Here is a 25,365-nt window from a genome sequence, read left to right on the forward strand (position 1 = left end):
GAGCTCTTATGCAAAAAAGCGTGTACTTATCATAGGTGGGCTATTGACCGCTGTCGGCCTGATGAGTCTGGCAAATGAATATGTCGGAAAAGAGAATAATACAGATCTAAATGTCCCTGCTCGCATTGTGGATAACGTCTTCGAAATTCAAAAGGCAGATGATACGTGGACTGAGATACCGATTAAGGGCGTCAATATGGGAATCGCCAAGCCGGGACATTTCCCAGGAGAATCGGCCATTACGAAAGAAGAATATTTACGTTGGTTCAAATTAATTGCCGAAATGAACGCGAATACCATTCGGGTCTACACCTTGCATCCACCTGCCTTTTACGAAGCACTGGCAGAATACAACAAAAAGCACACGGATAAATTGTATGTTTTTCACGGGGTATGACTTCTTTTAGAGGGTATCGTAAGAAAAAAGATGAGTGGGGTAAGATTGAGCGGACTGTTGAGGAAAACGATAACTCCTCAAACACAAAATAACATTGATAATATCGTTATATTGAGGTAAGCTAGGTACACATACTTAGGATTTTCAATAGAGGAGTTCAGCTATGAAAAGAAAAATTGGATCCTTGGTAATTTCTGTACTGGTTGCCTTTTTAATTTCTATTCCTGTCTTTATCTTGGAAAGGGAGTATGCGAAAGAGCATAGCAAAGACGTCCGTGCTCAAGCGTCCAGAGAACTTACCAGAATCAAAGATGTTATGCAAGCTGATCTGCAATCAGCTTTGAATTATGCACATTTTTTAGAATTAATTATTCAACAAGATACAGATTTTACTGTGGAGGAGTTCCAATTATATGCGGAAAGGATTATTGCTGAAAATGATTTCGTTACTTCGGCAGTTCTGGCTCCTGATGGTGTTGTCGCCTTTATTTATCCTTTTACACCTCAAAACGACCAATTCTTGGGTCAAGATTTACTGAGCGAACCAGAAAAGAGATTAAGTACACAATACGCCGTAAAAAATCGAACAGCTGTGGTGCAAGGACCTTTTGAAGAGGGCGGCACGCTAATGGTTTATAACCGGCAACCTGTTTTCATTGACGATACATTTTATGGTTTCGTTTCTATTGGTGTTAATTTCTATCAATTGTTGGAGGCCCGTGATATTGAGGATACGTTTGGGGATATCTTATTGGCCTTGCAAGTCAATTCAGAAATAAATCCCCGTTCAGGGGGAGTCAGTTGGGGGAATGTTTCTATCTTCGATAAAGATCCTGAAATAGATAAATTAGAGCTTTCGGGCGAAGATTGGATTTTCGCGGCGTATCCAAGGGGCGGCTGGGACAAACCGAGTATCACGTACTACCCCGAACAATCCGCTTTCTTTTTTATCTGGGTTGTTTCATCTGTCCTTTTATACTTACTGCTCATCACCTATTGGAAGCACCGCGAGGATGCGTACCATGATGGTTTGACGCAAACACTGAATAAGAAGCGTTTTGAGAAGTATGTCAGGACACGCCTGAAAAACAAGAAAAGTAGAGATACACTTTTACTCATTGATTTTGATGATTTTAAACGGATTAATGACGAATATGGACATGCGGTTGGGGATTACGTTCTGATTGTTATATCCGATCGCCTCAGAAAGTTCGTTCGTAAAACGGATAAAGTCGGGCGGATTGGCGGTGATGAGTTCATGGTTTATTTACAGGATATCGCAACACCAGAACATGTTGAGGCACTCATTGAAAAGTTACGCGAAAAGATTAGCTACCCTATTGAGTACCAAAATCACACCATTTCCATCAGTGTGTCGATTGGCTGGGCAGTGGCCCATGCCGGTACAGCGTTCGAACAAATCTATGCCCGAGCAGATGAAGCGATGTATCAACAGAAATGTCAGGGTAAAGCATAATGTTCCATTATAAAATGGTAAATAACCACACTTTAAGTATTGTCAAGAAATAAGACCTGTGATATACTTGAAAAATTTATGGATTTGTGTTATAGTTAGACACAGTGAGGTGAAGAGCATGCCAGAAAGTTTGATGGAGATTAAAGAAGAACTTGACAGTCGCTTAGGTAAAAAAGTGTTGTTGACAGCTCAAGCAGGTAGAAAGCGTAAGACGGAGCGTAAAGGAATTTTACGTGAAACCTACCACTCTGTGTTTGTCGTAGATTTGGATCAAGAAGAAAATGCTTTTGAACGTGTTTCATATAGTTATGCAGATGTATTAACATCTTCAGTTGAAATTTCCTTCTACGATGAAGAAACGAGTCAATACGCGTAACCACTCGCAATAATTATGAATGACTAATAGCAAAGACCAGAATTCTTAAATGATATTCTGGTCTTTTTTTCTTTCTAAAACCTTGATAATCATGTAATATGAATATACAAAGGAGGGAGTAGCGGATGGAATGGATTGAACGTGCACCTGCAAAAATTAATCTCACGCTCGATGTACTATATAGACGCGCTGATGATTATCACGAGTTGGAGATGATTATGTCATCGGTGGATCTAGCCGATTATTTGACGTTTACTCCCTTAGAAGAAGACAAGATTGAGGTCTTTACAAATAAAGCTTTTTTACCCGTCGATCAGCGTAATCATGTGTATCAGATTATCAAGTTAGTAAAAGAGCGCTACAATATCCGCGAAGGGATGCTTGTTGAGATTGAGAAGAAAATCCCTGTAGCAGCAGGCCTGGGTGGTGGCAGCACGGACGCAGCCGCTGCACTTCGCGCATTGAACCGCATTTGGGAGCTGAATTTGTCTGTTCAGGAAATGATTGAATTAGGCATGCAGGTAGGGACGGATGTTCCGTATTCAATTGTAGGCGGCACCGCCTTTGTTTCTGGACGGGGTGAAATTGTGACACCCATTAATCCGATGCCCTCCTGTTGGGTCGTTTTGGCCAAACCACGTATCAGTGTTTCGACTAAAACCGTCTTTCGTGCCCTTGAAGTTGAACGGTTGGATTACATACCGAAGTCGCGGATAGTTGCGGATGCAATTGAAATAGGTGACTATAAGGGAATGGCCGACAATCTCAGCAATGCCTTAGAAGCGGTCACGTTTGAACGCCATCCCAAGCTCCGACAATTAAGCGAGCGAATGGAACGCTATGGTATGGACGGCGTAACAATGAGCGGCAGCGGGCCAACCATTATTGGTTTCAGTCAAAATTATTCACGTGCGAAGCGTGTATATAATAGTTTGCGCGGTTTTTGCGAAGAAGTATATATTACCCGAACACTAAAATAGACGAGAGTACTGATAAGTACGACTCGTCTATTTTTTTATATGGACATTTATCATTCGTTTACTTGTACTTTGATAAAAGTCGCTGTTCGCTGACTGATTCGTTTTTGGTTGCCACTCGCATCTTCCAACAAGAATGCTCCTTCATACTCCTCAATTTCTACTAACTTAAAGGTTTCTTGAAGATTAATGTTATTCCGTGACAAATGCTCCAATAACCCCGGATCTTCGGAAACGTTTTTAATCGTAAATATTTTGCCGACTGTTATGTCGCTGAGTGGGAAGGTGTTGGAAGGCTGCACGATTCCTTCTGCATTCGGGATAAACTCACCATGCGGATCACTCTGGGGAAACCCTAGAAATTCATCCAGACGATCGATTAGAAAGTCTGATGAAGCATGCTCCAATAAATCGGCGTCATCGTGGACTTGATTCCATTTATAACCTAATTTTTCATATAGAAAAACTTCCCACAGTCGGTGTTTACGTATCAATTTATTTGTTTCTTTTCTACCGGTTTCAGTAATTTCAATTCCTTTGTATGGTGCGTAGTAAATGTATCCGTCGATTAATAACTTTTGAGCCATATCTGTCACTGCTGCAGATGATATATGCAGCTCCTTGGCAATGTCCTTGTTACTGACTTGACGCTCTCCACCACCGAGCTTGATGATTGCTTTTAAGAAGTCTCCCTTACTTGGAGTCATAATGACATCTCCTCTATCTATACTCTTCATTCATAGTATACGTATCTTTTGATAAGTCCGCAATCATCTAAACGAATAAAGTTGACTTAGTAATATTATTAAGTATACTTAACAATATAGAAAAACATGATGAAATGAGGGGTACTATGAGGAGTTTTAAAAGAATTATTACACTGAGTTTATTTTTCCTATTAGCAGGCTGTGCACAAACAGAAAGTAAGGCAGAAAGTACAGATAGATTAAAAGTTGTAGCCACAACCACTATGCTGACTGATTTAGTCAATGAAATTGGTGGAGATGCGGTTGAAGTTGAAGGGCTGATGGGACCGGGTATCGACCCCCATGGGTACCAACCAACACCGTCCGATGTGATGAAATTATCTAATGCTGATATTGTTGCGTATAACGGATTGAATTTGGAAGGGAAACTAGGAGATGTTTTCGAAAATTTGATGGAGCAAGATAAAACGCTCTTTGTGTTGGAAGAGGCGCTTCCGGAAACGCAACTGATTCAGGAAGAAGGCAATTCAACTGCAAGCGATCCACATATTTGGTTCAGTGTTGCAAACTGGCAGTTGGCTGCTGAATACATCACGAATGAATTGAGCAAGCATGATCCGGATAATAAGTCAGTATTCGAAGCGAACAATGAACAGTATCAGGAAGCATTAGTCGAATTGGATACGTACATAAAAGAACGTGTGGCAAGTTTACCAGAAGCCCAACGTTACTTGGTTACAGCTCATGATGCATTTGGCTACTTCGGTGCAGAATATGGCTTCGAGGTAGTTGGCTTGCAAGGGATTAATACACAGACCGAAGCCGGAACTGGTGACGTGAGTGCCTTGGCGGATTTTATCGCTGCTAATGAAATCAAAGCTGTTTTTGTAGAAAGTTCTGTACCAACCAAAACAATCGAGTCCTTAAAGGATGCTGTTCAAAATAAAGGTTGGGAAGTCACAATCGGGGGCGAGTTATTCTCTGATGCGTTGGGTGACCCATCGCAAGACGCCGAAACGTATATAAAAATGTATCGTTATAATATCGATACGATAATAGATGCACTGAAGTAAGAAAGGAACCTGTACATGAATAGAGTGATTGATCTGAAGACGATGACCGTTGCTTACGGTTCGAATCCTGTACTTTGGAATATTAATGCCACCTTTAAAAAGGGTGCGATGACTGCGATTATCGGACCGAATGGCGCTGGGAAATCAACGATGATGAAAGCGATGCTCAATATGATTGAGCCGTTGAACGGTTCCGTTACTTATTATTTAGATAACGAACCGTCTTCTTATGGAAAAGTAAAAAAACGAATCGCCTACGTGCCGCAAAATACGAGTGTGGACTGGGATTTCCCGGCGACAGTTCTGGATGTTGTAGTAATGGGACGTTACGGACATTTAGGCTGGTTGAAGCGTCCACGAAAAGCTGATTATGATTATGCGCGTGAAATGTTGGTAAAAGTTGGCATGCCGTCTTTTGCTAATCGCCAAATCAGTCAATTATCAGGCGGACAACGCCAACGAGTATTTTTGGCCCGAGCATTGGTTCAGGATGCTGAACTTTATTTAATGGATGAACCCTTTGCCGGCGTCGATATCAAAACAGAAGGTATTATTATCGAATTATTGAAAGAATTACGTCGTGAGGGCAAATCCATCTTGGTCGTGCATCATGATTTGCAGACTGTTGCAGAATATTTCGATGAAGTCGTTTTTGTGAATCGCGAAATTGTTGCTGCAGGTCCTGTCGCAGAAGTATTCACAGACGCACATATTGAGGAAACATACCGTGTGGATCATAATTTGGGAGAAGAAGGTGTTGAAGATGTGGGAATCACTTTATAACCTTTTTAACGACTACACGTTTCAAACAGTCGCACTGGGAACCGGCTTCCTCGGCTTGTTCAGTGGCGTTATCGGTACCTTGGCAACATTAAAGCAAGAAAGTCTTTTGGGTGATGTTTTAAGTCATTCCGCTTTGCCGGGAATTGGGCTAGCTTTTCTTGTATTAAGAGAAAAGAATTTGATTATAATGCTAGTTGGAGCGGCGATTGCCGGCGGAATAGCAACAGCCCTTATTAATTGGATGAAAGAAAAAAGTATTATCAAAGGTGATGGAGCTATGTCTGTGACGTTATCGAGTTTCTTTGGATTAGGCTTGGTTATTATGACCTACATTCAAAGGCAGCCCAACGGCAATCAGGCCGGCCTCGAGAATTTCATTTACGGACAAGCGTCTTCGATGCTTTTGAAAGATGTTTACCTTTCAGTCGGATTGGGAACACTTCTACTGGTTCTTTTAGTCATTTTTTGGAAGGAAATAAAACTGTATATATTTGATCCGACTTTTGCCTATACACTTGGCTTCTCGGGCACATTCTTGAATGCTTTGGTTTCTTTGATGATTGTCGTAACGATTGTGATTGGTTTGGAGTCAGTAGGAGTCGTTTTAATGAGTACGCTCTTGATTGCCCCGGCCATTGCAGCGCGCCAATGGTCAAACCGGATGCATATTGTAGCAGTGGTCGCAGGTGTTTTCGGATTTTTATCTGGTATTGGCGGAACATTTATTAGTTCCATTGGAAAGCAAATTCCGACCGGACCGACCATTGTTTTGGTTGCGAGCCTTTTTGTATTAATTAGTATCCTCTTTGCACCGAAGCGCGGCCTAATAGCGATGCAAGTACGAAATAGAAAAGCAAGAAAACGACTGATAGAAAGGGCGAAGCAAACGACATGAATATGATGATAGAAATAATAGCAGTAGCCATTGTCGTTGCCATTGCGTGTGGATTGCCGGGTGTCTTTTTGGTTCTGCGCGGTATGACCATGCTTTCTGACGCGATTACGCACTCTGTTTTGTTGGGTATTGTTTTAGGATTTTTTGTTACACAGGATTTAAGCTCTCCCTGGTTGTTTTTGGGAGCGGCGGCGATAGGTGTTGCGACAGTCTGGTTAACGGAAACTTTACAACGGACACGGTTGATGAAGAAAGATGCAGCGATTGGACTGGTTTATCCCTTATTTTTCAGTATCGCGATTATACTTATTACCCGCTATGCGGGCAGTGTCCATCTTGATGTGGACAGCGTGATGATGGGAGAGATTGGTTTTACAACGTTTACCCGTTTCACCTTGTTCGGTCTTGATTTAGGTCCGCAAGCATTGTGGATTAATCTCGCTATATTATTATTAAATGCAGCCTTAATTGCATTGTTTTATAAGGAACTGCAAGTTACTACTTTTCATCCGGAATATGCAGCCGCCCTCGGATTTTCCCCGGTACTGGTTCATTACGGGTTAATGACGATTGTATCGCTTACGGCAGTAGGGGCTTATGATTCAGTAGGATCAATTTTAGTCGTTGGTTTTATGGTGGGACCGGCACTGACTGCGCATTTATATAGTAAGAAGTTGCCAACTATGATTGGCTTGACGGTCTTGGTAGCAATTTTCAACAGTGTTGTTGGGGTATTGTTGGCATTTCAGTTCGATGTAGCGATTGCCGGAATGATTGCAGTCATAACGGGTATAACCACACTTCTTGCGTTTATGGGAACACTATTTCAGAAGAAAATAAATAAAAGACTTCCGGCGTAATGGCTGGAAGTCTTTTTGTTGGAAATGGCTCACTCAGACTGTTGAGTAGGCTTTTTTGTTGGAAATGGCTCACTCGGACTGTTGAGTAGGCTTTTTTGCTGGAAATGGCTCACTCAGACTGAAATTTAGGTTTGAGTAGGCTCTTTTGCTTGAAATGGCTCACTCGGAATATTGAGTAGGCTGTTTAGTTGAGAAAGATTTCGCTCAGACTGAAAGCCTATCTAAAAGTTGCTCTTAAGCTATGAATGGAAAGTCATATGTTACGAACGAACTTAATACCGCGGTGAAAAGTGTTTGCAGAAAAATCTAGTTTCCTCCAACAGCAATATAAAGACAGGATTAAATGTATTGACGGTCTAATTAAAGATGTGCTAAAGTAATCAAGTGCTCAAATAGGAATCATTTCGATTTAGATAAGGAAGGAGAGATTAGATGAATCTCTTTAAGAAAATAATCCCTTTCATGGTGCTCTTTTTAGCAGCCTGTGGAACTTCAAACACGGAGGAAGGTACAACTGAAAGTTTGGATGTTGTGACAACTTTTTATCCGATGTATAATTTTACCGAAAATATCGTGGGAACGAACGGAAACGTAACGGCTTTGTTGGGTGCCGGACAAGATACCCACAGCTACGAACCGACACCGAAAGATATGGCGGCGATTGCGGAAGCAGATGTATTTGTTTATAGCAGTGAATATATGGAGACATGGGTTCCATCCGTTTTAGAAACATTGTCCGATAGTGATGTGACAGTTATTAATGCTTCTGAAGGTATTCCATTTTATGAAGATGACGATGCGGACCATAATCACGACCATGAAGAAGACCATGCCCACGACCATGATGACGAAGAAGAACATCATGAAGGCGATGGCCACAACCATGCTGTCGATCCACATGTATGGCTGGACCCTGTGTATGCAAAGCAAATGGTTGAAACCATTTCAGCGACCATTCAATCCGTTGATTCAGAAAATAAAATGGCTTATCAAGAAAATACAGCTGCTTATGTAGAACAATTGGAAGCATTGGATGCAGAATTTCAAGCGGCATTCCAAGCTGCTGATAATCGGGTTTTCGTTGTGCAACATGCAGCGTTTGGTTATTTAGCAAGACGCTATGACTTAACCGAAGTATCTATCTCAGCATTGACATCGAATCAAGAAGTCAGCCCAGCTAAGCTTGCGGAGATTGGAAACTTTATAAAAGAAAATGATGTAGAAGTGATTTACTATCAGGACTCCGGTAATAATGCTTTAGCAACAACGCTAGCTAAAGAAACAGATACTGAATTAGGTGTTTTAAGCGCGGTTGAAGGCATAACGAAAAGTGATCAAGAAGCAGGTATTGACTATTTGACAATCATGCATAATAATTTGGAAGCATTGAAACAAACAATTAACTAATAAGGAGGAAGCCTAGTGGACTATATTACAGTCGATAATTTATCGTTCTCGTATGACGATGAACCTGTTTTACAAGATATTAATTTTACAGTTCAGCCGGGAGAGTTTGTTATTTTGACGGGCGAGAATGGGGCAGCGAAATCGACATTGTTGAAAAGTGTTCTCGGCCTCCTCAAACCGCAAGAAGGCTCAGCTGCGATTTCTAAGACCAATACCCGTGGCGAAAAATTAATGGTAGGCTACGCTCCTCAACAAATCTCTTCATTTAATATTGGGTTCCCCAGTAAAGTGTTAGAGTTTGTTGAATCGGGTCGCTATCAAAACAATCGTTGGTTCAAGCGTTTGGATAGTGAAGATCATGATCACGTGAAAAAAGCGTTGGAATCTGTCGGCATGTGGGATTTGCGTAACAAGAAAATCGGAGAGCTTTCCGGTGGACAGAAGCAGCGGATCGCCTTGGCACGTATTTTCGCTACAGATCCGGATTTATTCGTATTGGATGAACCGACGACAGGGATGGATAAAGAATCGCGCGAGCGTTTCTACCGGTTACTGCGTCATAACTCACGGGTTCATAACAAAGCAATTTTGATGGTAACGCATGAACACGAAGATATTAAAGAATATATGGATCGTCAAATTACGTTGAGAAGAAAGGAGGATTCGCCGTGGAGATGTTTTTCTATGGATTCATGCAGCGGGCATTCCAAGCATCAACATTAATCGCCTTAATTGCGCCGATACTTGGTCTGACACTTATTTTACGCCGACAATCTCTTTTGGCGGATACACTTTCTCACGTTTCACTGGCAGGGATTGCGTTAGGATTCTTAATTGGAGTGAATCCAACACTAACAACTGTTTTAGTGGTTATCTTAGTAGCAATTGGGATTGAATATTTACAAGATGTTTTTCGGGGCTATTCAGAAATTTCAATCGCTATTCTCATGTCAACAGGTATGGCAGTAGCATTGGTACTGATGAGTTTTGTGTCCGGACAACAAACGAAAAGTATTGAACAATTCCTGTTTGGATCAATCGTAACGATTGATGAACAACAAATTTGGACCTTATTCATTTTAACGGCTCTTGTTGTGGCTTTATACATTATTTTCCGTCGCCCGTTATATGTCTTGCTGTTTGATGAACATACAGCGGCAACAGCTGGACTTCCGGTACGCGGGATTTCATTATTTATTTCTATTATTACCGGTGTCGCAATCAGTCTAATCATGCCCATCACCGGGTCATTGCTTGTCTCAGCCATTTTGGTTTTACCAGCGGCAATCGCGATGCGTTTAGTAACGAGTTTCAAAACGGTCATTTGGGTTGGTACAATAATCGCATTACTGGGGATGTACGGCGGACTTTTCGCTTCCTATGAACTGGGAACACCTCCCGGAGCGACCATTACCTTGATGTTTGTGTTCCTATTTGTACTGACAAGTGTGATTAAAGCAGTTGCAAAAAGACGAAGATTAGGATAAATGAATTTATTCGAACAAGCATTGCTCGTCAATGCTTGTTTTTCTTTATATTTCCAATTAAACGCGAACAATAGAGAAAAAAATGCTTTCATTTTTAAGTATTTCTGGTTATACTAATGCATAACTAATCGAGGAGGATTACCAACTTATGAAAATTAAACGTAGCGACCGTTTGGTAGATATGACACACTATTTATTGACTCACCCACATACACTGGTCTCTTTGACTCATTTTTCTAAAAAATATGATTCAGCAAAGTCTTCTATCAGTGAGGATTTAACTATCATCAAACGCGCTTTTGAAGACAACGGGTTTGGAATCGTCGAAACGTTGCCAGGAGCTGCTGGCGGAGTAAGGTACATTCCGGCTGTTGACGAAAAAGCGGCTAATCATTTTATTGAAGATATTTGTCGTAAGATGGATTCGAAAGAACGCATTTTGCCTGGTGGCTATGTATATCTTTCGGATTTGCTGGGCGATCCACAGGTTTTAAATCATGTGGGCCGAATGATTGCTTCCCAATATAAAGAAAAAAATGTAACGGCAGTTATGACTGTCGCTACGAAAGGTGTTCCGATTGCACAGGCAGTAGCAACGTATTTGAATGTTCCTTTTGTTATTGTGCGTCGTGATTCAAAAGTCACAGAAGGTTCAACCGTAAGTATTAACTATGTATCTGGATCTTCCGACCGCGTAGAAAAAATGGAGCTGTCCAAACGCAGTCTGCCAAGTGGCTCACGCGTCCTCATCGTGGATGATTTCATGAAGGGCGGCGGTACCGTCAACGGTATGAAGAGCATAATCGAGGAATTCGATTCTGAAATTGCCGGCGTAACCGTCTTCGCTGAAGCAGCTTACACGGCCAAAGAAACAGAAGATTACACGTCACTTATCCGAGTGAACGAAGTAGACATGCGTAATCGTACGATGTCAGTTGGACCCGGTAGTTATTTTGATTAAATGAAAGAGGTCGGGGGTAAACGTCTCCCGGCCTTATTCTTTTTTCCGAAGAATCCAGCAGACTATATTGCCTTTTTGTAGCAAGTTATTGAATTTTGCTTGTAAGAGAAGCTATTTATATGAGAAAATAGAGAAAAATACGTATCTAAGCCCTTACAAAAGTTGCTAGAAAGAGGGTTTTCGGGTACGATTATTTTTGTGTGAGTTCATTTAAGAGCGAAGGAGATAGTATAATGGCTAATCGTTTTGCAGTTGTTCTTGCTGCCGGTCAAGGTACAAGAATGAAAAGTAAGTTATACAAAGTACTCCACAAAGTTTGCGGTAAAGCAATGGTGGAACACGTTATTGATCAAGTAGAAGAAGCTGGATTTGATCACGTCGTAACAATCGTAGGACATGGTGCGGATTCTGTTAAGCAAGTAATCGGAGAGCGTTCTGAATATGTTCTGCAAGCAGAACAATTGGGAACAGGTCACGCGGTTTTGCAAGCACAAGAAGCACTGGGTGGTAAAGCAGGTACAACACTTGTAATCTGTGGCGATACGCCATTACTTACGAGTGAAACGTTGGCGGCTTTAGTAAAACATCACGAAAGTGAATCTGCAAAAGCAACCATTTTGACTGCTCATGCGGATAATCCATTTGGTTATGGACGTATTATTCGTAACACAGAAGATTTTGTAGAAAAAATTGTAGAACAAAAAGATGCATCAGAAGCAGAAGCGGCTGTACAAGAAATTAATACAGGTACATATGTTTTTGATAACGAAGCACTTTTTGAAGTGTTATCACTTGTCAAAAATGATAACTCCCAAGGTGAATATTACCTGCCGGACGTTATTGAAATTTTGAAAAAACAAGGTGAAATCGTAGCAGCATACCAAATGGCTGATATGGCAGAAGCATTGGGTGTAAACGACCGCGTTGCATTGGCGGAAGCAAGCACGAAAATGAAGAAACGTATCAACGAAAAACAAATGCGTAATGGTGTTACATTATTAGATCCAGATAATACTTACATCGAATCAACAGTTGTGATCGGTTCAGATACTATCGTCGAGCCTGGCGTTGTATTGAAAGGGAACACTGTAATTGGGGAAGACTGCTTCATCGGAGCAAATTCTGAAATCCGTGATTCAAAAATCGGCAACCGTGTACGTGTCACAAGTTCCAATATCGAAGAAGCTACCATGGCTGATGACAGTAATATCGGGCCATTCAGTCACTTACGTCCTAACAGTGTAGTGGGTGAAAAAGTTCATATCGGTAACTTTGTAGAAATCAAAAATTCTAGTTTAGGGAATGATACGAAAGTTGGACATTTGACTTACGTAGGTGACGCTGACTTGGGTGAAAACATCAATGTTGGCTGCGGAACTGTATTTGTAAACTATGACGGTCAAAAGAAACACCGTGCGACTATCGGTGACAACAGTTTTATCGGCTGTAACGTAAACGTGATTGCGCCGGTAACAGTTGGTAAAAATGCCTTCTTGGCAGCTGGATCAACGATTACAAAAAATGTTCCGGACGAAGCAATGGGTATTGCACGTTGCCGCCAAGAGAATAAAGATGGTTATTGGGGAAAATTACCACCATCAAGAAAATAAGTAATTCTTTTATTGAAATAAATGAGTAAAAGCTTAATAATAGAAGTAATAGAAAGTACGTAAAAAAAACAGATTGGTGAGTGGAAAAATTATGACTACAGAACACTACAAAGACCCGAAATTGAAAATTTTTTCTTTGAGCTCCAACCGTCCATTGGCAGAAAAAATTGCAGCCGAGGTTGGCGTAGAACTAGGAATTGTGTCTTCCACACAATTCAGTGATGGCGAAATTAAAATCAATATCGACGAAAGTATTCGTGGGGCACACGTATACATTATTCAATCAACAAGTTTCCCTGTAAACGACCATTTGATGGAATTGTTGATTATGATCGATGCTTTGAAACGTGCAAGTGCAAAAACGATTAACGTTGTAATCCCATATTATGGGTATGCACGCCAAGACCGTAAAGCACAATCACGTGAACCAATCACTTCTAAATTGGTTGCGAACATGATTACAGATGCAGGAGCTGACCGCGTGTTAGCACTAGATTTTCATGCACCACAAATTCAAGGATTCTTTGATATTCCTGTTGACCACTTGTTGGGTGCACCATTGTTGGCAAACTACTTCTTGGATAACGAAATGCTACAAAACGACATCGTTGTTGTATCACCAGACCATGGTGGGGTAACACGTGCACGTAAACTAGCTGAATTTATCCATGCTCCAATTGCTATTATTGACAAACGTCGTCCAAAAGCAAACGTTGCTGAGGTAATGAATATTATTGGTGACGTAAAAGGTAAGAAAGCAATCTTGATTGACGACATGATTGATACAGCTGGTACAATTACGCTGGCAGCTCAAGCTTTGCAAGATGCAGGTGCGACTGCTGTCTATGCTTGCTGTACGCATGCGGTTCTTTCAGGACCAGCTATCGAACGTTTGGAAAATTCTATCATTCAGGAAGTCATCGTAACAGATTCTATCCAATTGCCTGAAGAAAAAATGAGTCCAAAAATTGTACAAGTATCCGTATCCCAATTAATTGCTGAAGCAATCAAACGGATCCACGAAAACCGTTCTGTAAGTCCATTATTCCAAGAAAAATTCACAATAATCGATTAATAGAAAAATAAAGAAACTCCCTCTGAAGCATTTTAGCTCCAGGGGGAGTTTTTTGTATCAGGTACTAGAGAAGAAAATGGACAATAGTGTGCACAAGTTTTCAAAAAAGGCCCAGGTTGTGCAGACAAACGTAAATAGTCTGCACAACTTCAGCAAAAAACTAAAACTTGTGCAGACAATCGATTTATCCACACAAATTAAAAACCAACCGCTCAAAATTGAACGGCTGGCCTCAAAGTTTTATTCATTTTCCAAAGCTGCGAAAGAATCTTTAATAACGCCGCGGAGTGTATCAGCTGAATGTTGCATACTGCTTTGTTCTACTTCGTTCAATGGAATCTCGATGATACCACGGACACCTTCGCGATTAATTACGGCGGGAACACCAATGAATACATCTTTTTGTTTATATTCACCCGATAGGTGAACAGATAGCGGTAGAATAGCATTCTCATCGTTGAAAATAGCGCGTGTAATACGCACCAGTGAAGCCGCGATACCATAGTAAGTCGCACCTTTTTTCTCGATAATACGGTAAGCCGCATCACGGACGGAATAGAAAGCTTCGACTAAAGCTTCTTCATCAACCAGTGTACCATTTTGTTTCACCCATTCATACATTTGTAAACCACCCACGTTAGCATGTGACCATACCGGGAATTCGGTATCGCCGTGCTCGCCTAAAATATAAGCGTGAACGTTACGGGCATCCACATTTACAAGTTTCGCAATTTCTTGACGGAAACGTGCGCTGTCTAAAGAAGTACCGGATCCGATAACTTGGCTCGCTGGCAGACCGGAAAATTTCCAAGTTGCATACGTCAAAATATCAACAGGGTTGGTAGCCACCAAGAAGATACCGTTGAAACCACTGGCCATCACTTGATCAACAATACTCTTGAAAATTTTCAAATTTTTATTAATCAAATCTAAACGTGTTTCACCAGGCTTTTGCGCAGCACCAGCTGTTAAGACGACTAAATCAGCATCGCCACAATCATCATACGTAGCCGCATAGATTTTCTTAGGACTTGTATAGGCTAACGCATCGGATAAATCGATAGCATCACCTTCCGTTTTAGCGACGTTCATATCAATGATCCCTAACTCACGTCCCACGTTTTGTGTAACAAGAGCAAAAGCGTAGCTTGAACCAACCGCACCGTCACCAATTAAAATAATTTTTTGACCAAATTTTCTATCTTCTCTCGACATAACATTCCCTCCATTAAACTAAATAGCGTTTCTCATTTCATTATAACATTTATTTGTAAAAGGGCTGAGATTTGTGTCCGGCGCTTTTTCATTTAGCTTTGTTGGAGAATGTGCTATACTAAATTGATGACTGGACGGATTGCGTCCAGCTTTTTCGACTTTCTAGAGAAAAGGTGAAAGAGATGAAAATGATCATTGGATTAGGAAATCCAGGACCGAAATATAGTGATACAAAACATAATATTGGCTTTATCACATTAGATGATTGGGCATACCACAACAAACTGTCATTTGATAAATCGAAATTCGATGCGTTATATGCAGAGGAACGTATAAATGGGGAAAAGGTATTATTTGTAAAACCGATGACCTATATGAATGATTCCGGACGCGCTGTGCGACCGCTGATGGATTATTTTGGTATTGAAATAGAAGATATTGTTGTTGTTTACGACGATATGGATATGCCGCCAGGCCGTATTCGCTTGCGCCAAAAAGGCAGCGCAGGTGGTCATAACGGCATTAAGAGTTTGATTCAACATTTAGGAACACAAGATTTTAACCGCATTCGCATAGGGGTGGGGAGACCGGCACCGAACATGACGGTGGTCCAGCACGTCCTCAGTCCGTTTCCGAAAGAAGTCCACGAAGATATACTCTTTTCTGTAAAAGAGAGTGTGGATGCAATCGCTGATTATATTAAAGGCGATGACTTTTTGAAGACGATGAATAAATTTAATCGCAAGAAATAGGTTCAGCTTTGGCTGAGCCTATTTACGCACGAATAAGGAGTCCGATATGAGAGATATAGAAAATTATCTGCAGCAGTCGCCTGCCATTCAAAAGATAATTGAGCAAACGCGTTATGAAGGTAACCAACTTGTTACGGGTATTAGCAGTTCATCCCGAAACCTGTTGACTTCAATTGTTTACCGCAATATTAAGAGTCCCATTGTTGTATGGGCAGCGAACTTATTGCAAGCAACCCAAATCTATGAAGATTTGACCCAAATTTCAGACGACATTCCCGTTTTTCTTTTTCCGGTAGAAGAATCTTTGGCTGTAGAATTAGCCTTTTCTTCGCCAGAATTCCGGAGTCAACGTGTCGAGGCCATGCATTTTCTAACGACCGGACAAAAAGGAATCGTCATTATCCCAACAGCCGGATTCAAAAAGCTCCTTTCTCCGGTATCAGTATGGAAGCAACATAATCTCCATTTTACCGTTGGCGAAGAAATAGACTATGAGGGCTTACCTGAGAAACTAGTCGCAATGGGGTACATCCGTGAATCGATGGTCGCTGCACCGGGGGAATTTAGTATCCGCGGTGATATCGTGGATATTTACGCACTGAACGAAGAAAATCCGATTCGTATATCGCTATTTGATGCAGAAGTGGATCGGATGGCCTTCTTCGAACCAGCCACTCAGAAATCATTTGAAAATCCGATTACCGAAGTACTGGTATTACCCGCGCAAGATACCGTCTTCCCGCCGTCTACCATCACTATTCGTAGCGAAGAAATAAACAAAGTTATTAACAAGCGAATTAAATCCGTCAAAGATGAAACTGTCAAGCAACGTCTGACAACGCACTTCACCGATTTTATTGAAAAGTTAGAGCTTGGTGAACTGCCGGAAAATCCACGGATGTACACATCTCTTCTCTTTGAAGAAGAAACGACTATTATGGACTACATCCCGGGAAATGCACTCCTGATTATGGATGAATATGGCCGAACGCTTGAATCCGACAAAAACCAGGAAATGGAAGCAGCGGATTGGCAGGCGAGTAAGCAATACGATGGTATCATCCTGCCAAAACAAAAAATGATGGCTGAAGTACGAGAGATTGTCAAAAAGAGCCACCATAATAAATTATTCTATTCTCTCTTTCAAAAAGGGTTGGGAAATATCCGCTTCATCGACATTCATAACCTACAGTACCGCGGTATTGTGCAGTTCTTTAGTCAAATGAATATGGTGAAAATTGAGATGGAGCGTTGGTTGCGTCAAGGCATGACAGTCTTTACCCTTGTTCCAGATAGTGAACGTGCGGAAAAGGTTCATCAGACCTTTGCTGATTTCCAAATCGAGAGCATTATTAAAGGCCATGATGCGGTTACGCCGGGACACGTCAATATCGTCGTAGGCGGTATGGCCAGCGGTTTCGAGATGCCGATGGAAAAAGTGGTCTTTATTACGGAAAAAGAACTATTTAATAAAACGAAGAAAAAACAACCGCGTCGACAAAAAATGTCGAACGCTGAACGCCTGAAAAGTTATACTGAGCTATCACCGGGCGATTACGTGGTGCATGTTAATCACGGTATTGGGAAATATACTGGGATGGAAACGATTGTTGTAGACAAAGCTCATCAAGATTACATTTCTATCGTCTACCAAGATGGCGCGAAACTCTTTATTCCGGTTACACAGCTACACCTCGTTCAAAAATATGTGTCATCTGAATCAAAAACACCGAAGATAAACAAATTGGGTGGAACAGAGTGGACGAAGACCAAGAATAAAGTAGCAGCAAAAGTTGAAGACATGGCAGACGATTTAATTGAATTGTATGCCAAGCGTGAGTCCGAAAGAGGATATGCGTATCCGCCAGATACGGTGGATCAAGTTGAATTCGAGAACCGCTTCCCGTTTACAGAGACAGAAGATCAACTGCGTAGTGCCCAAGAAATTAAGAAAGACATGGAAAAAATCAAACCAATGGATCGCTTGTTAGTTGGGGATGTTGGTTACGGTAAAACAGAAGTAGCGATGCGGGCGATATTTAAAGCCGTGATTGAAGGCAAGCAAGCCGCGTTCCTCGTACCGACAACGATTCTCGCGCAACAGCATTATGAATCCTTGATGCAGCGGTTTGATGATTTGCCGTTTGAGATTGGCTTGTTGAGTCGTTTTAGAACGAAGAAACAACAAGAAGAAACCATTAACGGAATCCGTAAAGGGAGCGTGGATATTGTGATTGGTACCCACCGTTTACTTTCTAAAGATGTGAAGTTCCTGGATCTCGGCTTACTGGTCGTGGATGAAGAGCAACGCTTTGGGGTAAAACATAAGGAATCCTTGAAACAATTGAAGGCTTCGGTTGATGTGTTGACCTTAACGGCGACGCCGATTCCAAGAACGTTGCATATGTCGATGTTGGGTGTGCGTGACCTGTCTGTCATTGAGACGCCGCCTGCTAACCGTTATCCGGTCCAAACGTATGTGATGGAGCAAAATAGCGGTGCTGTGAAGGACGGAATCGAGCGGGAAATGGCACGTGGCGGTCAAACGTTCTACGTCTATAACCGTGTGGAAACCATTGAGCGGAAAGCCGATGAAATCCGCTTGTTAGTACCCGATGCCCGCGTTGGCGTGGCCCATGGTCAAATGACAGAAGTTCAATTGGAGAATATTATGATGGATTTCGTCGAAGGCAACTATGACGTGTTAGTAACAACAACCATCATAGAGACGGGTGTAGATATCCCTAACGCGAATACACTCTTTATTGAAAATTCTGATTACATGGGACTCTCTCAATTGTATCAATTACGTGGCCGGGTCGGACGTACGAACCGGATTGCGTATGCTTATTTCATGTATCAACCTAATAAAACCTTAAGTGAAATTAGTGAGAAACGCTTGAAAGCTGTTAAAGAATTTACGGAATTGGGTTCTGGATTCAAGATTGCGATGCGTGATTTAGCGATTCGTGGAGCCGGAAACTTACTGGGCGCCCAACAACATGGGTTTATCGATTCAGTCGGTTTTGATTTATATTCTGAAATGCTAAGTGAAGCGGTTGAACGCAAGCGTGGCGTTGGTACACAACGTAAACGTGTGAACATTGAGATTGATTTAGGTGTGGATGCGTACATCCCGGCAGCTTACATTTCCGATGAGAGACAAAAGATTGATTTCTATAAACGGATTCAAAAAATTTCGAGTGAAGAAAATGCATTTGATATTCTGGATGATTTCGAAGATCGTTTTGGTGTGATTCCGGAAGAAGTAACGCAGTTGACGCAAGTCGGTCTCATTAAACACGTGGCTGAACTGGCTCAAGCAGAAGCGATTAAGCGTCAAGGCGATACGGTTATAGTTACGTTTAACCCAGAAGGAACGAACCGTCTGCAAGGCGCGGCCGTCTTCGAAGCGTTGAGCAGCATCCCATTGCGTGCGCAAGTAAATATGAAAAATGGCAAGTTGGCCGTTTCATTGCAAATCGGGAAAACGGAAACGCAGGCCTGGATGGATCACATTAAGATTTTCCTTTCCGCCTGTGAAGATGAGAAGGTAACTGCAGATGAAAAATGAACAACTTAAAACCATGATGAATGGTGCGGTTTTACTTTCGGTGGCCGCATTAATCGCGAAAGTGCTCAGTGCTGTTTATCGCGTACCCTTTCAAAATATGGTGGGGAACACCGGATTGTACGTCTATCAACAAGTTTACCCTTTATATGGGATTGGCATGACCTTTGCTTTATCCGGTTTCCCTGTTTTCTTTTCTAAAATAATCGCCCAGGCCGGTTCTCAAAAAGAACACAGTCGCTTGATGCGAAACAGTTTACTGATTCTAACGCTCTTCTCTGTCTTCCTTTTCGCAGGGGTATATGGCTTTGCTGGAACCATCGCGAAAATGATGGGGGATGCGCAACTGTTACCGATTATTCAATCCGTCGCATGGTTATTCCTTTTTACGCCTGTTTTAGCAACGTTACGGGGATACTTCCAAGGAACGTACCGGATGAAACCAACGGCACTCTCTCAAGTTTTGGAACAACTCATTCGCGTCGGCATTATTATCTTCGCAGCGTGGATATTCACAAAAGGCGGCGATGATTTGTATCGCATGGGCGCCCAAGCGATGAGCGGGGCGAGTTGGGGAGCAGCTGCAGCGACAGTAGTCTTACTCGTTTATTTTTTCTCATATAAACAAAAAGAAATGCCGCTAGAAGAAACAGACGCATCTCCGGTAGTGTCTTTTAAGAAATTGGCCGCTCTTTATTTGACGGAAGGACTGACTATTTGTCTGCTAACATCACTGCTCGTCCTTTTTCAACTGGTTGATTCGTTTACACTTTATAAAGGCTTATTGGAAAACGGGATTGCAGCAGATGTTGCTAAGTCATTGAAGGGGATTTACGATCGCGGTCAGCCCCTTGTTCAATTGGGGATGGTTGTAGGGACCGGATTCTCGGTTGGATTTATTCCCTTGATGAGCAGGGCTTATGCATCTAAACAATTAGATGCCTTCCATCGCGCTGCCAAGTCACTTATCCGTATGACCGCTGTCTTTTCATTTGCAGCAGTAGCGGGATTGTTGGCTATCTTACCTGAAGTCAATGAAATGTTATTTGGTGATACAAGTGGAAATGGTGTGCTTTCAGTGTATATTCTGGCAATTGCCGTAGCATCCATCTTGATGGCCTACCACTCCATTTGTCAAAGTTATAATCAATTTCGTTTAACGTTAATTGCACTGGCAATCGGATTAGTAGTAAAATTACTTGCTAACTCCCTTTTCATTGCACAATGGGATACGTGGGGCGCTAGCCTTGCCACCGTAACAGGTTTGGTAACGATGGTTGTTTTCTTACACAAGCAGCTGCCATTGTCACTACGTAATGTGTGGAACCGGGATGCTTTCTTGGTTAAATTAGGGGCGGGAGCTGTTCTCTTGTTTATTAGTGCCTTTCTGACCAAACGGATTCTGTGGTTGTTCTTCCAACCAGGCAGAACCAACGCGACCCTCGTTGCACTCTTAACCGTTGTGGTTGGTGTCTTTGTATTTTTACTATATGTGATTCGCGTCAAGCTGATTACGAACCGCGAGTGGGTTTCAATTCCACTTGGGAAAAAACTAATGAAAAAAATGAAGCGCTAAAGGAGTTTTTGTATGGATGAACTGATTCGCATATTTGGCATTGAACCAACAGAAGGGCTTCAAATAATCAGTGGAATTAATCTGGATTCAAATCGGTTGGACTTAGGTAGCCATTTGCTTGTTACTAAGATTGCAGATACCTTTATAGCAAGTGACGTAAAACTTGCTTTAATGGAGAAATATCCAGACGAACATCCTGTGGTCGTGATGATTGGAGATACGCAACAAATCGCGCATCTACCGCTTTATGAGATAGATCAATATCCGATTACCGATGCGAAGCTTATTCTTTACGTTCCGCCGCTTCCGCTTGATGAGCGGACAAAGAGCTTTGCGACAACCCAATATTACATGGATGCGATTCAAGCCGGTGATATTTGGGTGCAAGAGCAAACACATGAAAGTCTTTTGCCTTATTTGAAAGAAGAGAGCGAAGAGGTTTTTGAAGCAATTGCCAATAATGACGAGGATAATTTGATTGAAGAGTTAGGCGACATCTTACTTCAAGTCATTTACCATGCGGGTCATGCCGAGCAAGAAGGGACCTTCAGCCTTGAAGATATTCTGGAAGCTTTGAATCGGAAGTTGCGCAGACGCCATCCGCATGTATTTGATGGGTATCCGGTTGAAACAATTGAAGATATTGATGCCATGTGGCAAGCTATTAAAAAGAAGGAAAAGGAGAATAACGATGAGACTCGATAAATTTTTGAAAGTATCTCGTATTATCAAACGTCGTACGATTGCCAAAGAGGTCAGTGACAAAGGACGTATTGCTATTAATGGCAAACAAGCGAAGTCCAGCACAGATGTAAAAGTCGGTGATGAAATGACAATTCAGTTCGGCAATAAGACATTGGAACTGAGAATCGACAAGATTGTCGATACGACTAAAAAGGACGAAGCACAGGAAATGTATACCATTTTGAAAGAAACAATGGTGGATACAATTGAATAAATAATGTTGTATAAAAAAATTGCATAAAGAAGCGTGACATTCGGTAAGATTTCTTCTATACTAATAACAGTATACGGTCTGCTTGGAGGGAATATACCATGCTGCGGAATCGGAGAAAAAACGACCCGAAACAACAAAACATTACGCAAATAAATAACAACTATACGCATGAAAAAACATTAGAAAAACAACAACTCACTTTATTAAATAGAAATGCAAGAAGACGTAAGACGGCTTTAGCGATTATTGCTGCTGGTATCCTCTTACCACTTGGGTACAATGTGGTCAGTAATGTACATCAAATTAATCAAGTTGATGTGCAAATTGCCGAAGCGAAGGCTGAGAAGAAGGAACTGGAAAAAGAAAACCAGCGCCTGAATGTTCAAGTCGGTCTCTTGCAGGATGACGAATATGTGGCAAAGTTGGCACGTAGTCGGTACTACTTTAGTAAAGATAAAGAGATTATTTTTAGCTTGCCTGAAGATAATCAAAGCAAGGCAGCAAGTCAAATCGAGGGCGAAAATTGATTTCGTACCTACTATTAAAGGAATTTACATGCTATAATAAGCATACAAAATCTAAGGAGGAACACTTTTTTTATGTCAATTGAGGTTGGTACGATTGTATCTGGAAAAGTAACTGGTATCACAAATTTTGGAGCATTTATCGATTTAGGAGATAGAAAGACTGGACTTGTCCATATCAGTGAAATTTCCGATAGCTATATTAAGGATATTAATGATGTCCTAAGTGTTGGGGACGAAGCAAAGGTTAAAGTTATGACCATTGCAGCAGATGGGAAAATTGGATTGTCAATTCGCAAGGCGCAAGAGAATTCAGACGAAGGTTCCCAACCTCAACGTGAACATAAGCCAGCTCCACGAAGCACATCATCTTATAATAAACCAAGAGAAGACCGTCCTTCATATAACAAGGCAAGAGATTCCCGTGACCGTGCACCACAAGGAAGAGACAACAAGAAAGATAACAGCTTCGATTCTTTAATGAGTGCATTTTTGAAAGATAGCGATGATCGCTTGACGTCATTAAAACGTAACACAGAAGGAAAACGTGGCGGCCGCGGCGGTAGACGCAACTAATAAGTCTGTAACAAGAGGATGAACGAGGGTGAAAGCCTATTTGTTCCGCCTCTTTTTTTCTATTTTTATTATATGGTTCAAAAGGAGGCGGTGAATGCAGTGAGTATCGTGCAATTATTACAAAAGGATAATGCCGCTAGCCACTACTGGTCAGCGAATGAGCAGGTATTAGTCGCATGTTCCGGTGGGGTCGATTCCATGGCCTTGCTACACGCGCTGCAACAATTACCCGTGGAAGACCGTCCGGACATCACTGTTCTTCATGTTCACCACCATTTACGTGAAGCAGCCGAAGCAGATTATCAATTAGTTCGCGCTTATTGTTGGGAGCACCATTTGAATCTGGAAGTAAAACATTGGGAAAATCCGCCTGATACTAATGTCGAAGCAGCTGCTCGGAAGTTTCGCTATGATTTCTTCAAAGAACAGATGGCAGCAACAGGTAGTACGACAGTTCTAACGGCCCATCATGCGGATGATCAGATAGAAACCATTTTGATGCGTTTGACCAGAGGCAGTACGCTAAAAGGGTACGCCGGCATCCAAACGACGCGTTCATTTGGAATGGGGACATTAATCCGGCCCTTACTCACTGTCGAAAAGGACACACTCTATGCCTATTGTGCGGCTCATGCCGTTCCCTTTCGCGAAGATGAGACGAATCAGATGTTGGGATATACCCGGAATCGCTACCGGCAGCAAGTGGTTCCTTTAATCAAAAAGGAAAACAAGCAAGCTGCCCAGCACTTTACGGATTTCTCAAAGGACTTAACCGACTTGGTGACCATTGCAGAACCTCTAATTCAAGAGAACTGTCAGCGTGTCTTTACACAAAAAGGCAAAGAGTGGGAATTAGATAGAGACGCCTTCTTGAAATACTCGGATGCCATGAAACGGCTCGTCATGAGCCACTTTCTGACGAATGTCTGGCAAGTGGCCGTTCAACGACAACATGTTCACGACATCATCGCACTAACCACAAATGAAAAGCCCCAGTCCGAAATCAACTTAGCAGATGGGACTGTACAGAGAAGATACGCCGTGATTCGCTTTTTATTGCCTCAGGCTGCTAAATTAAAGAAATTACAATTTAAAGAAGATTTAAGTCTAAATAAATGGTTAGTACTCCCATTTAATGGTAAAATAGGATTGTTTTTACCTTCTAAACAAGAATGTGAAAGCGAACCAAATATGTATGTTCGAAAAGAAGAAGTGACACTCCCGCTAATTGTCCGTAATTGGCAACCAGGGGATACGATTCAAATGAATCATAAAAAAACATTTACCAAAAAAATATCCCGTATTTTCATAGATAAGAAAATACCAGTGGAAGAACGCGAAGCGGCGTGGGTCGTAACGGATCAACAGGGTAAAATACTCTTAGTTCCAGGTTATGCCTCCTCCATTTGGGTTCACGAATCAGGTGATTTCGTATTATCACTAATAAATATAAACGAGGTGCAAGATGTTACATCCAGATATTAAAGAAGTACTTTATTCAGAAGAAGAAATTGCAAAAGTAACAAAAGACTTGGGAGCAGTTTTAACAGAGGAATACAAAGACAAATACCCATTAGTAATTGGTATCCTTAAAGGTGCCGTTATGTTCATGACGGATTTATCCCGCGCAATGGACTGCGATTTAGAGTTAGATTTTATGGACGTTTCCAGTTATGGAGCGGGTATGGAATCGAGCGGAGATGTTAAAATCATCAAAGATTTGGATACAAGCGTTGAAGGCCGTGATGTCTTGATTGTTGAAGATATCATTGATACAGGCCGTACATTAAGCTATTTGATTGAAATTTTCCGTTACCGTAAAGCGAAATCAATTAAAATTGTAACGCTTTTAGACAAAAAAGAGCGTCGTGCTGTTGATTTGCAAGCGGACTGGGTAGGTATTGAGGTACCGAACGAATTCGTAGTCGGTTACGGCTTGGACTATATCGAAAAACACCGTAATCTTCCTTATATCGGTGTGTTAAAAGAGGAAGTTTATCAGTAGTATTAATTAATAGTTAAAATAGGTCAATTATGTTAAGATGACTTAGAAACCTATTTTATATAGAGCTAATTACGAACTAAAAAGTTAGATATAAGCCTGCAAG

The 25,365-nt window shown here is 41.6% G+C and carries 25 protein-coding genes; 23 read left to right on the forward strand and 2 right to left on the reverse strand.

Features of this window, described 5'->3' with window-relative positions:
* Positions 1-43 precede the first annotated feature (43 nt).
* The 4 genes from G7058_RS11905 (at position 44) to ispE (ending at position 3,230) form a co-directional block, all read left to right on the forward strand.
* On the forward strand, positions 44-397 hold the full coding sequence (locus G7058_RS11905; RefSeq protein ID WP_227004416.1) for a hypothetical protein: 354 nt from the start codon (positions 44-46) through the stop codon (positions 395-397).
* Between the two features lie 163 nt (positions 398-560).
* Positions 561-1,874 (forward strand): sensor domain-containing diguanylate cyclase, encoded by a 1,314-nt coding sequence (locus G7058_RS08295; RefSeq protein ID WP_166063087.1) that lies wholly within the window; start codon positions 561-563, stop codon positions 1,872-1,874.
* A 118-nt stretch (positions 1,875-1,992) separates the two neighbouring features.
* Positions 1,993-2,250, forward strand: a complete 258-nt coding sequence (locus G7058_RS08300; protein WP_166063088.1) for a Veg family protein — start codon at positions 1,993-1,995, stop codon at positions 2,248-2,250.
* A gap of 125 nt (positions 2,251-2,375) precedes the next feature.
* The gene (ispE, locus tag G7058_RS08305) at positions 2,376-3,230 is read left to right on the forward strand and encodes a 4-(cytidine 5'-diphospho)-2-C-methyl-D-erythritol kinase (RefSeq protein WP_166063089.1); all 855 of its coding nucleotides are present in this window, start codon (positions 2,376-2,378) and stop codon (positions 3,228-3,230) included.
* 50 nt (positions 3,231-3,280) lie between these two features.
* Here ispE and G7058_RS08310 read toward each other — a convergent pair whose 3' ends face one another.
* Positions 3,281-3,934, reverse strand: a complete 654-nt coding sequence (locus G7058_RS08310; protein ID WP_166063090.1) for a metal-dependent transcriptional regulator — start codon at positions 3,932-3,934, stop codon at positions 3,281-3,283.
* A gap of 146 nt (positions 3,935-4,080) precedes the next feature.
* On the opposite strand from G7058_RS08310, the gene G7058_RS08315 reads away from it, so the two are divergent.
* The 10 genes from G7058_RS08315 to G7058_RS08360 all read left to right on the forward strand — a co-directional run bounded on the left by G7058_RS08315 (position 4,081) and on the right by G7058_RS08360 (position 14,085).
* Positions 4,081-5,007: a metal ABC transporter solute-binding protein, Zn/Mn family gene (locus G7058_RS08315; RefSeq protein ID WP_166063091.1), complete on the forward strand. Its 927-nt coding sequence runs from the start codon at positions 4,081-4,083 to the stop codon at positions 5,005-5,007.
* Between the two features lie 15 nt (positions 5,008-5,022).
* Entirely contained in the window at positions 5,023-5,790 is a 768-nt protein-coding gene (locus G7058_RS08320; protein WP_166063092.1) for a metal ABC transporter ATP-binding protein, read from the forward strand.
* On the forward strand, positions 5,771-6,685 hold the full coding sequence (locus tag G7058_RS08325) for a metal ABC transporter permease (RefSeq protein ID WP_166063093.1): 915 nt from the start codon (positions 5,771-5,773) through the stop codon (positions 6,683-6,685). The genes G7058_RS08320 and G7058_RS08325 overlap by 20 nt, the downstream gene beginning before the upstream one ends.
* Complete coding sequence (locus G7058_RS08330; protein ID WP_166063094.1) at positions 6,682-7,545, forward strand: metal ABC transporter permease; 864 nt, start codon at positions 6,682-6,684, stop codon at positions 7,543-7,545. Before G7058_RS08325 ends, G7058_RS08330 begins: the two co-directional genes overlap by 4 nt.
* Positions 7,546-7,977: 432 nt before the next feature.
* Positions 7,978-8,952, forward strand: coding sequence for a metal ABC transporter solute-binding protein, Zn/Mn family (locus G7058_RS08335; RefSeq protein ID WP_166063095.1), 975 nt, complete (start codon positions 7,978-7,980; stop codon positions 8,950-8,952).
* A 15-nt stretch (positions 8,953-8,967) separates the two neighbouring features.
* Positions 8,968-9,675 (forward strand): metal ABC transporter ATP-binding protein, encoded by a 708-nt coding sequence (locus G7058_RS08340; RefSeq protein ID WP_166063096.1) that lies wholly within the window; start codon positions 8,968-8,970, stop codon positions 9,673-9,675.
* A complete protein-coding gene (locus tag G7058_RS08345) occupies positions 9,621-10,439 on the forward strand; it encodes a metal ABC transporter permease (RefSeq protein WP_227004417.1) in 819 nt (272 codons plus the stop codon). Before G7058_RS08340 ends, G7058_RS08345 begins: the two co-directional genes overlap by 55 nt.
* 148 nt (positions 10,440-10,587) lie before the next feature.
* Positions 10,588-11,400, forward strand: a complete 813-nt coding sequence (gene purR / locus G7058_RS08350) for a pur operon repressor (RefSeq protein ID WP_166063097.1) — start codon at positions 10,588-10,590, stop codon at positions 11,398-11,400.
* A 233-nt stretch (positions 11,401-11,633) separates the two neighbouring features.
* Positions 11,634-13,010 (forward strand): bifunctional UDP-N-acetylglucosamine diphosphorylase/glucosamine-1-phosphate N-acetyltransferase GlmU, encoded by a 1,377-nt coding sequence (gene glmU, locus G7058_RS08355; RefSeq protein ID WP_166063098.1) that lies wholly within the window; start codon positions 11,634-11,636, stop codon positions 13,008-13,010.
* Between the two features lie 91 nt (positions 13,011-13,101).
* A complete protein-coding gene (locus G7058_RS08360) occupies positions 13,102-14,085 on the forward strand; it encodes a ribose-phosphate diphosphokinase (RefSeq protein ID WP_166063099.1) in 984 nt (327 codons plus the stop codon).
* 240 nt (positions 14,086-14,325) lie between these two features.
* On the opposite strand, the gene G7058_RS08365 is transcribed toward G7058_RS08360, so the two are convergent.
* Complete coding sequence (locus tag G7058_RS08365) at positions 14,326-15,300, reverse strand: L-lactate dehydrogenase (protein WP_166063100.1); 975 nt, start codon at positions 15,298-15,300, stop codon at positions 14,326-14,328.
* Between the two features lie 182 nt (positions 15,301-15,482).
* Here G7058_RS08365 and pth point away from each other — a divergent pair, with 182 nt between their 5' ends.
* The 9 genes from pth to hpt all read left to right on the forward strand — a co-directional run bounded on the left by pth (position 15,483) and on the right by hpt (position 25,262).
* Entirely contained in the window at positions 15,483-16,052 is a 570-nt protein-coding gene (pth, locus tag G7058_RS08370; protein ID WP_166063101.1) for an aminoacyl-tRNA hydrolase, read from the forward strand.
* A gap of 46 nt (positions 16,053-16,098) precedes the next feature.
* Positions 16,099-19,626 carry a transcription-repair coupling factor gene (gene mfd, locus G7058_RS08375; RefSeq protein WP_166063102.1) on the forward strand — a complete coding sequence of 1,176 codons (3,528 nt, stop codon included), beginning with the start codon at positions 16,099-16,101 and terminating at the stop codon, positions 19,624-19,626.
* Positions 19,616-21,199, forward strand: coding sequence for a putative polysaccharide biosynthesis protein (locus G7058_RS08380; protein WP_166063103.1), 1,584 nt, complete (start codon positions 19,616-19,618; stop codon positions 21,197-21,199). The genes mfd and G7058_RS08380 overlap by 11 nt, the downstream gene beginning before the upstream one ends.
* A 12-nt stretch (positions 21,200-21,211) precedes the next feature.
* The gene (locus G7058_RS08385) at positions 21,212-21,904 is read left to right on the forward strand and encodes a MazG nucleotide pyrophosphohydrolase domain-containing protein (protein ID WP_166063104.1); all 693 of its coding nucleotides are present in this window, start codon (positions 21,212-21,214) and stop codon (positions 21,902-21,904) included.
* A complete protein-coding gene (locus tag G7058_RS08390; RefSeq protein WP_166063105.1) occupies positions 21,891-22,157 on the forward strand; it encodes an RNA-binding S4 domain-containing protein in 267 nt (88 codons plus the stop codon). Before G7058_RS08385 ends, G7058_RS08390 begins: the two co-directional genes overlap by 14 nt.
* A 98-nt stretch (positions 22,158-22,255) precedes the next feature.
* A complete protein-coding gene (locus G7058_RS08395) occupies positions 22,256-22,684 on the forward strand; it encodes an FtsB family cell division protein (RefSeq protein ID WP_166063106.1) in 429 nt (142 codons plus the stop codon).
* A 72-nt stretch (positions 22,685-22,756) separates the two neighbouring features.
* Positions 22,757-23,257 carry a S1 domain-containing RNA-binding protein gene (locus G7058_RS08400; protein WP_166063107.1) on the forward strand — a complete coding sequence of 167 codons (501 nt, stop codon included), beginning with the start codon at positions 22,757-22,759 and terminating at the stop codon, positions 23,255-23,257.
* A gap of 99 nt (positions 23,258-23,356) precedes the next feature.
* The gene (tilS, locus tag G7058_RS08405; RefSeq protein ID WP_166063109.1) at positions 23,357-24,742 is read left to right on the forward strand and encodes a tRNA lysidine(34) synthetase TilS; all 1,386 of its coding nucleotides are present in this window, start codon (positions 23,357-23,359) and stop codon (positions 24,740-24,742) included.
* The gene (hpt, locus tag G7058_RS08410; RefSeq protein WP_166063110.1) at positions 24,723-25,262 is read left to right on the forward strand and encodes a hypoxanthine phosphoribosyltransferase; all 540 of its coding nucleotides are present in this window, start codon (positions 24,723-24,725) and stop codon (positions 25,260-25,262) included. Before tilS ends, hpt begins: the two co-directional genes overlap by 20 nt.
* The last annotated feature ends 103 nt before the right edge of the window (positions 25,263-25,365 follow it).

The organism is Jeotgalibaca porci (assembly GCF_011299095.1).
GTDB classification, from domain to species: Bacteria; Bacillota; Bacilli; order Lactobacillales; family Aerococcaceae; genus Jeotgalibaca; species Jeotgalibaca porci.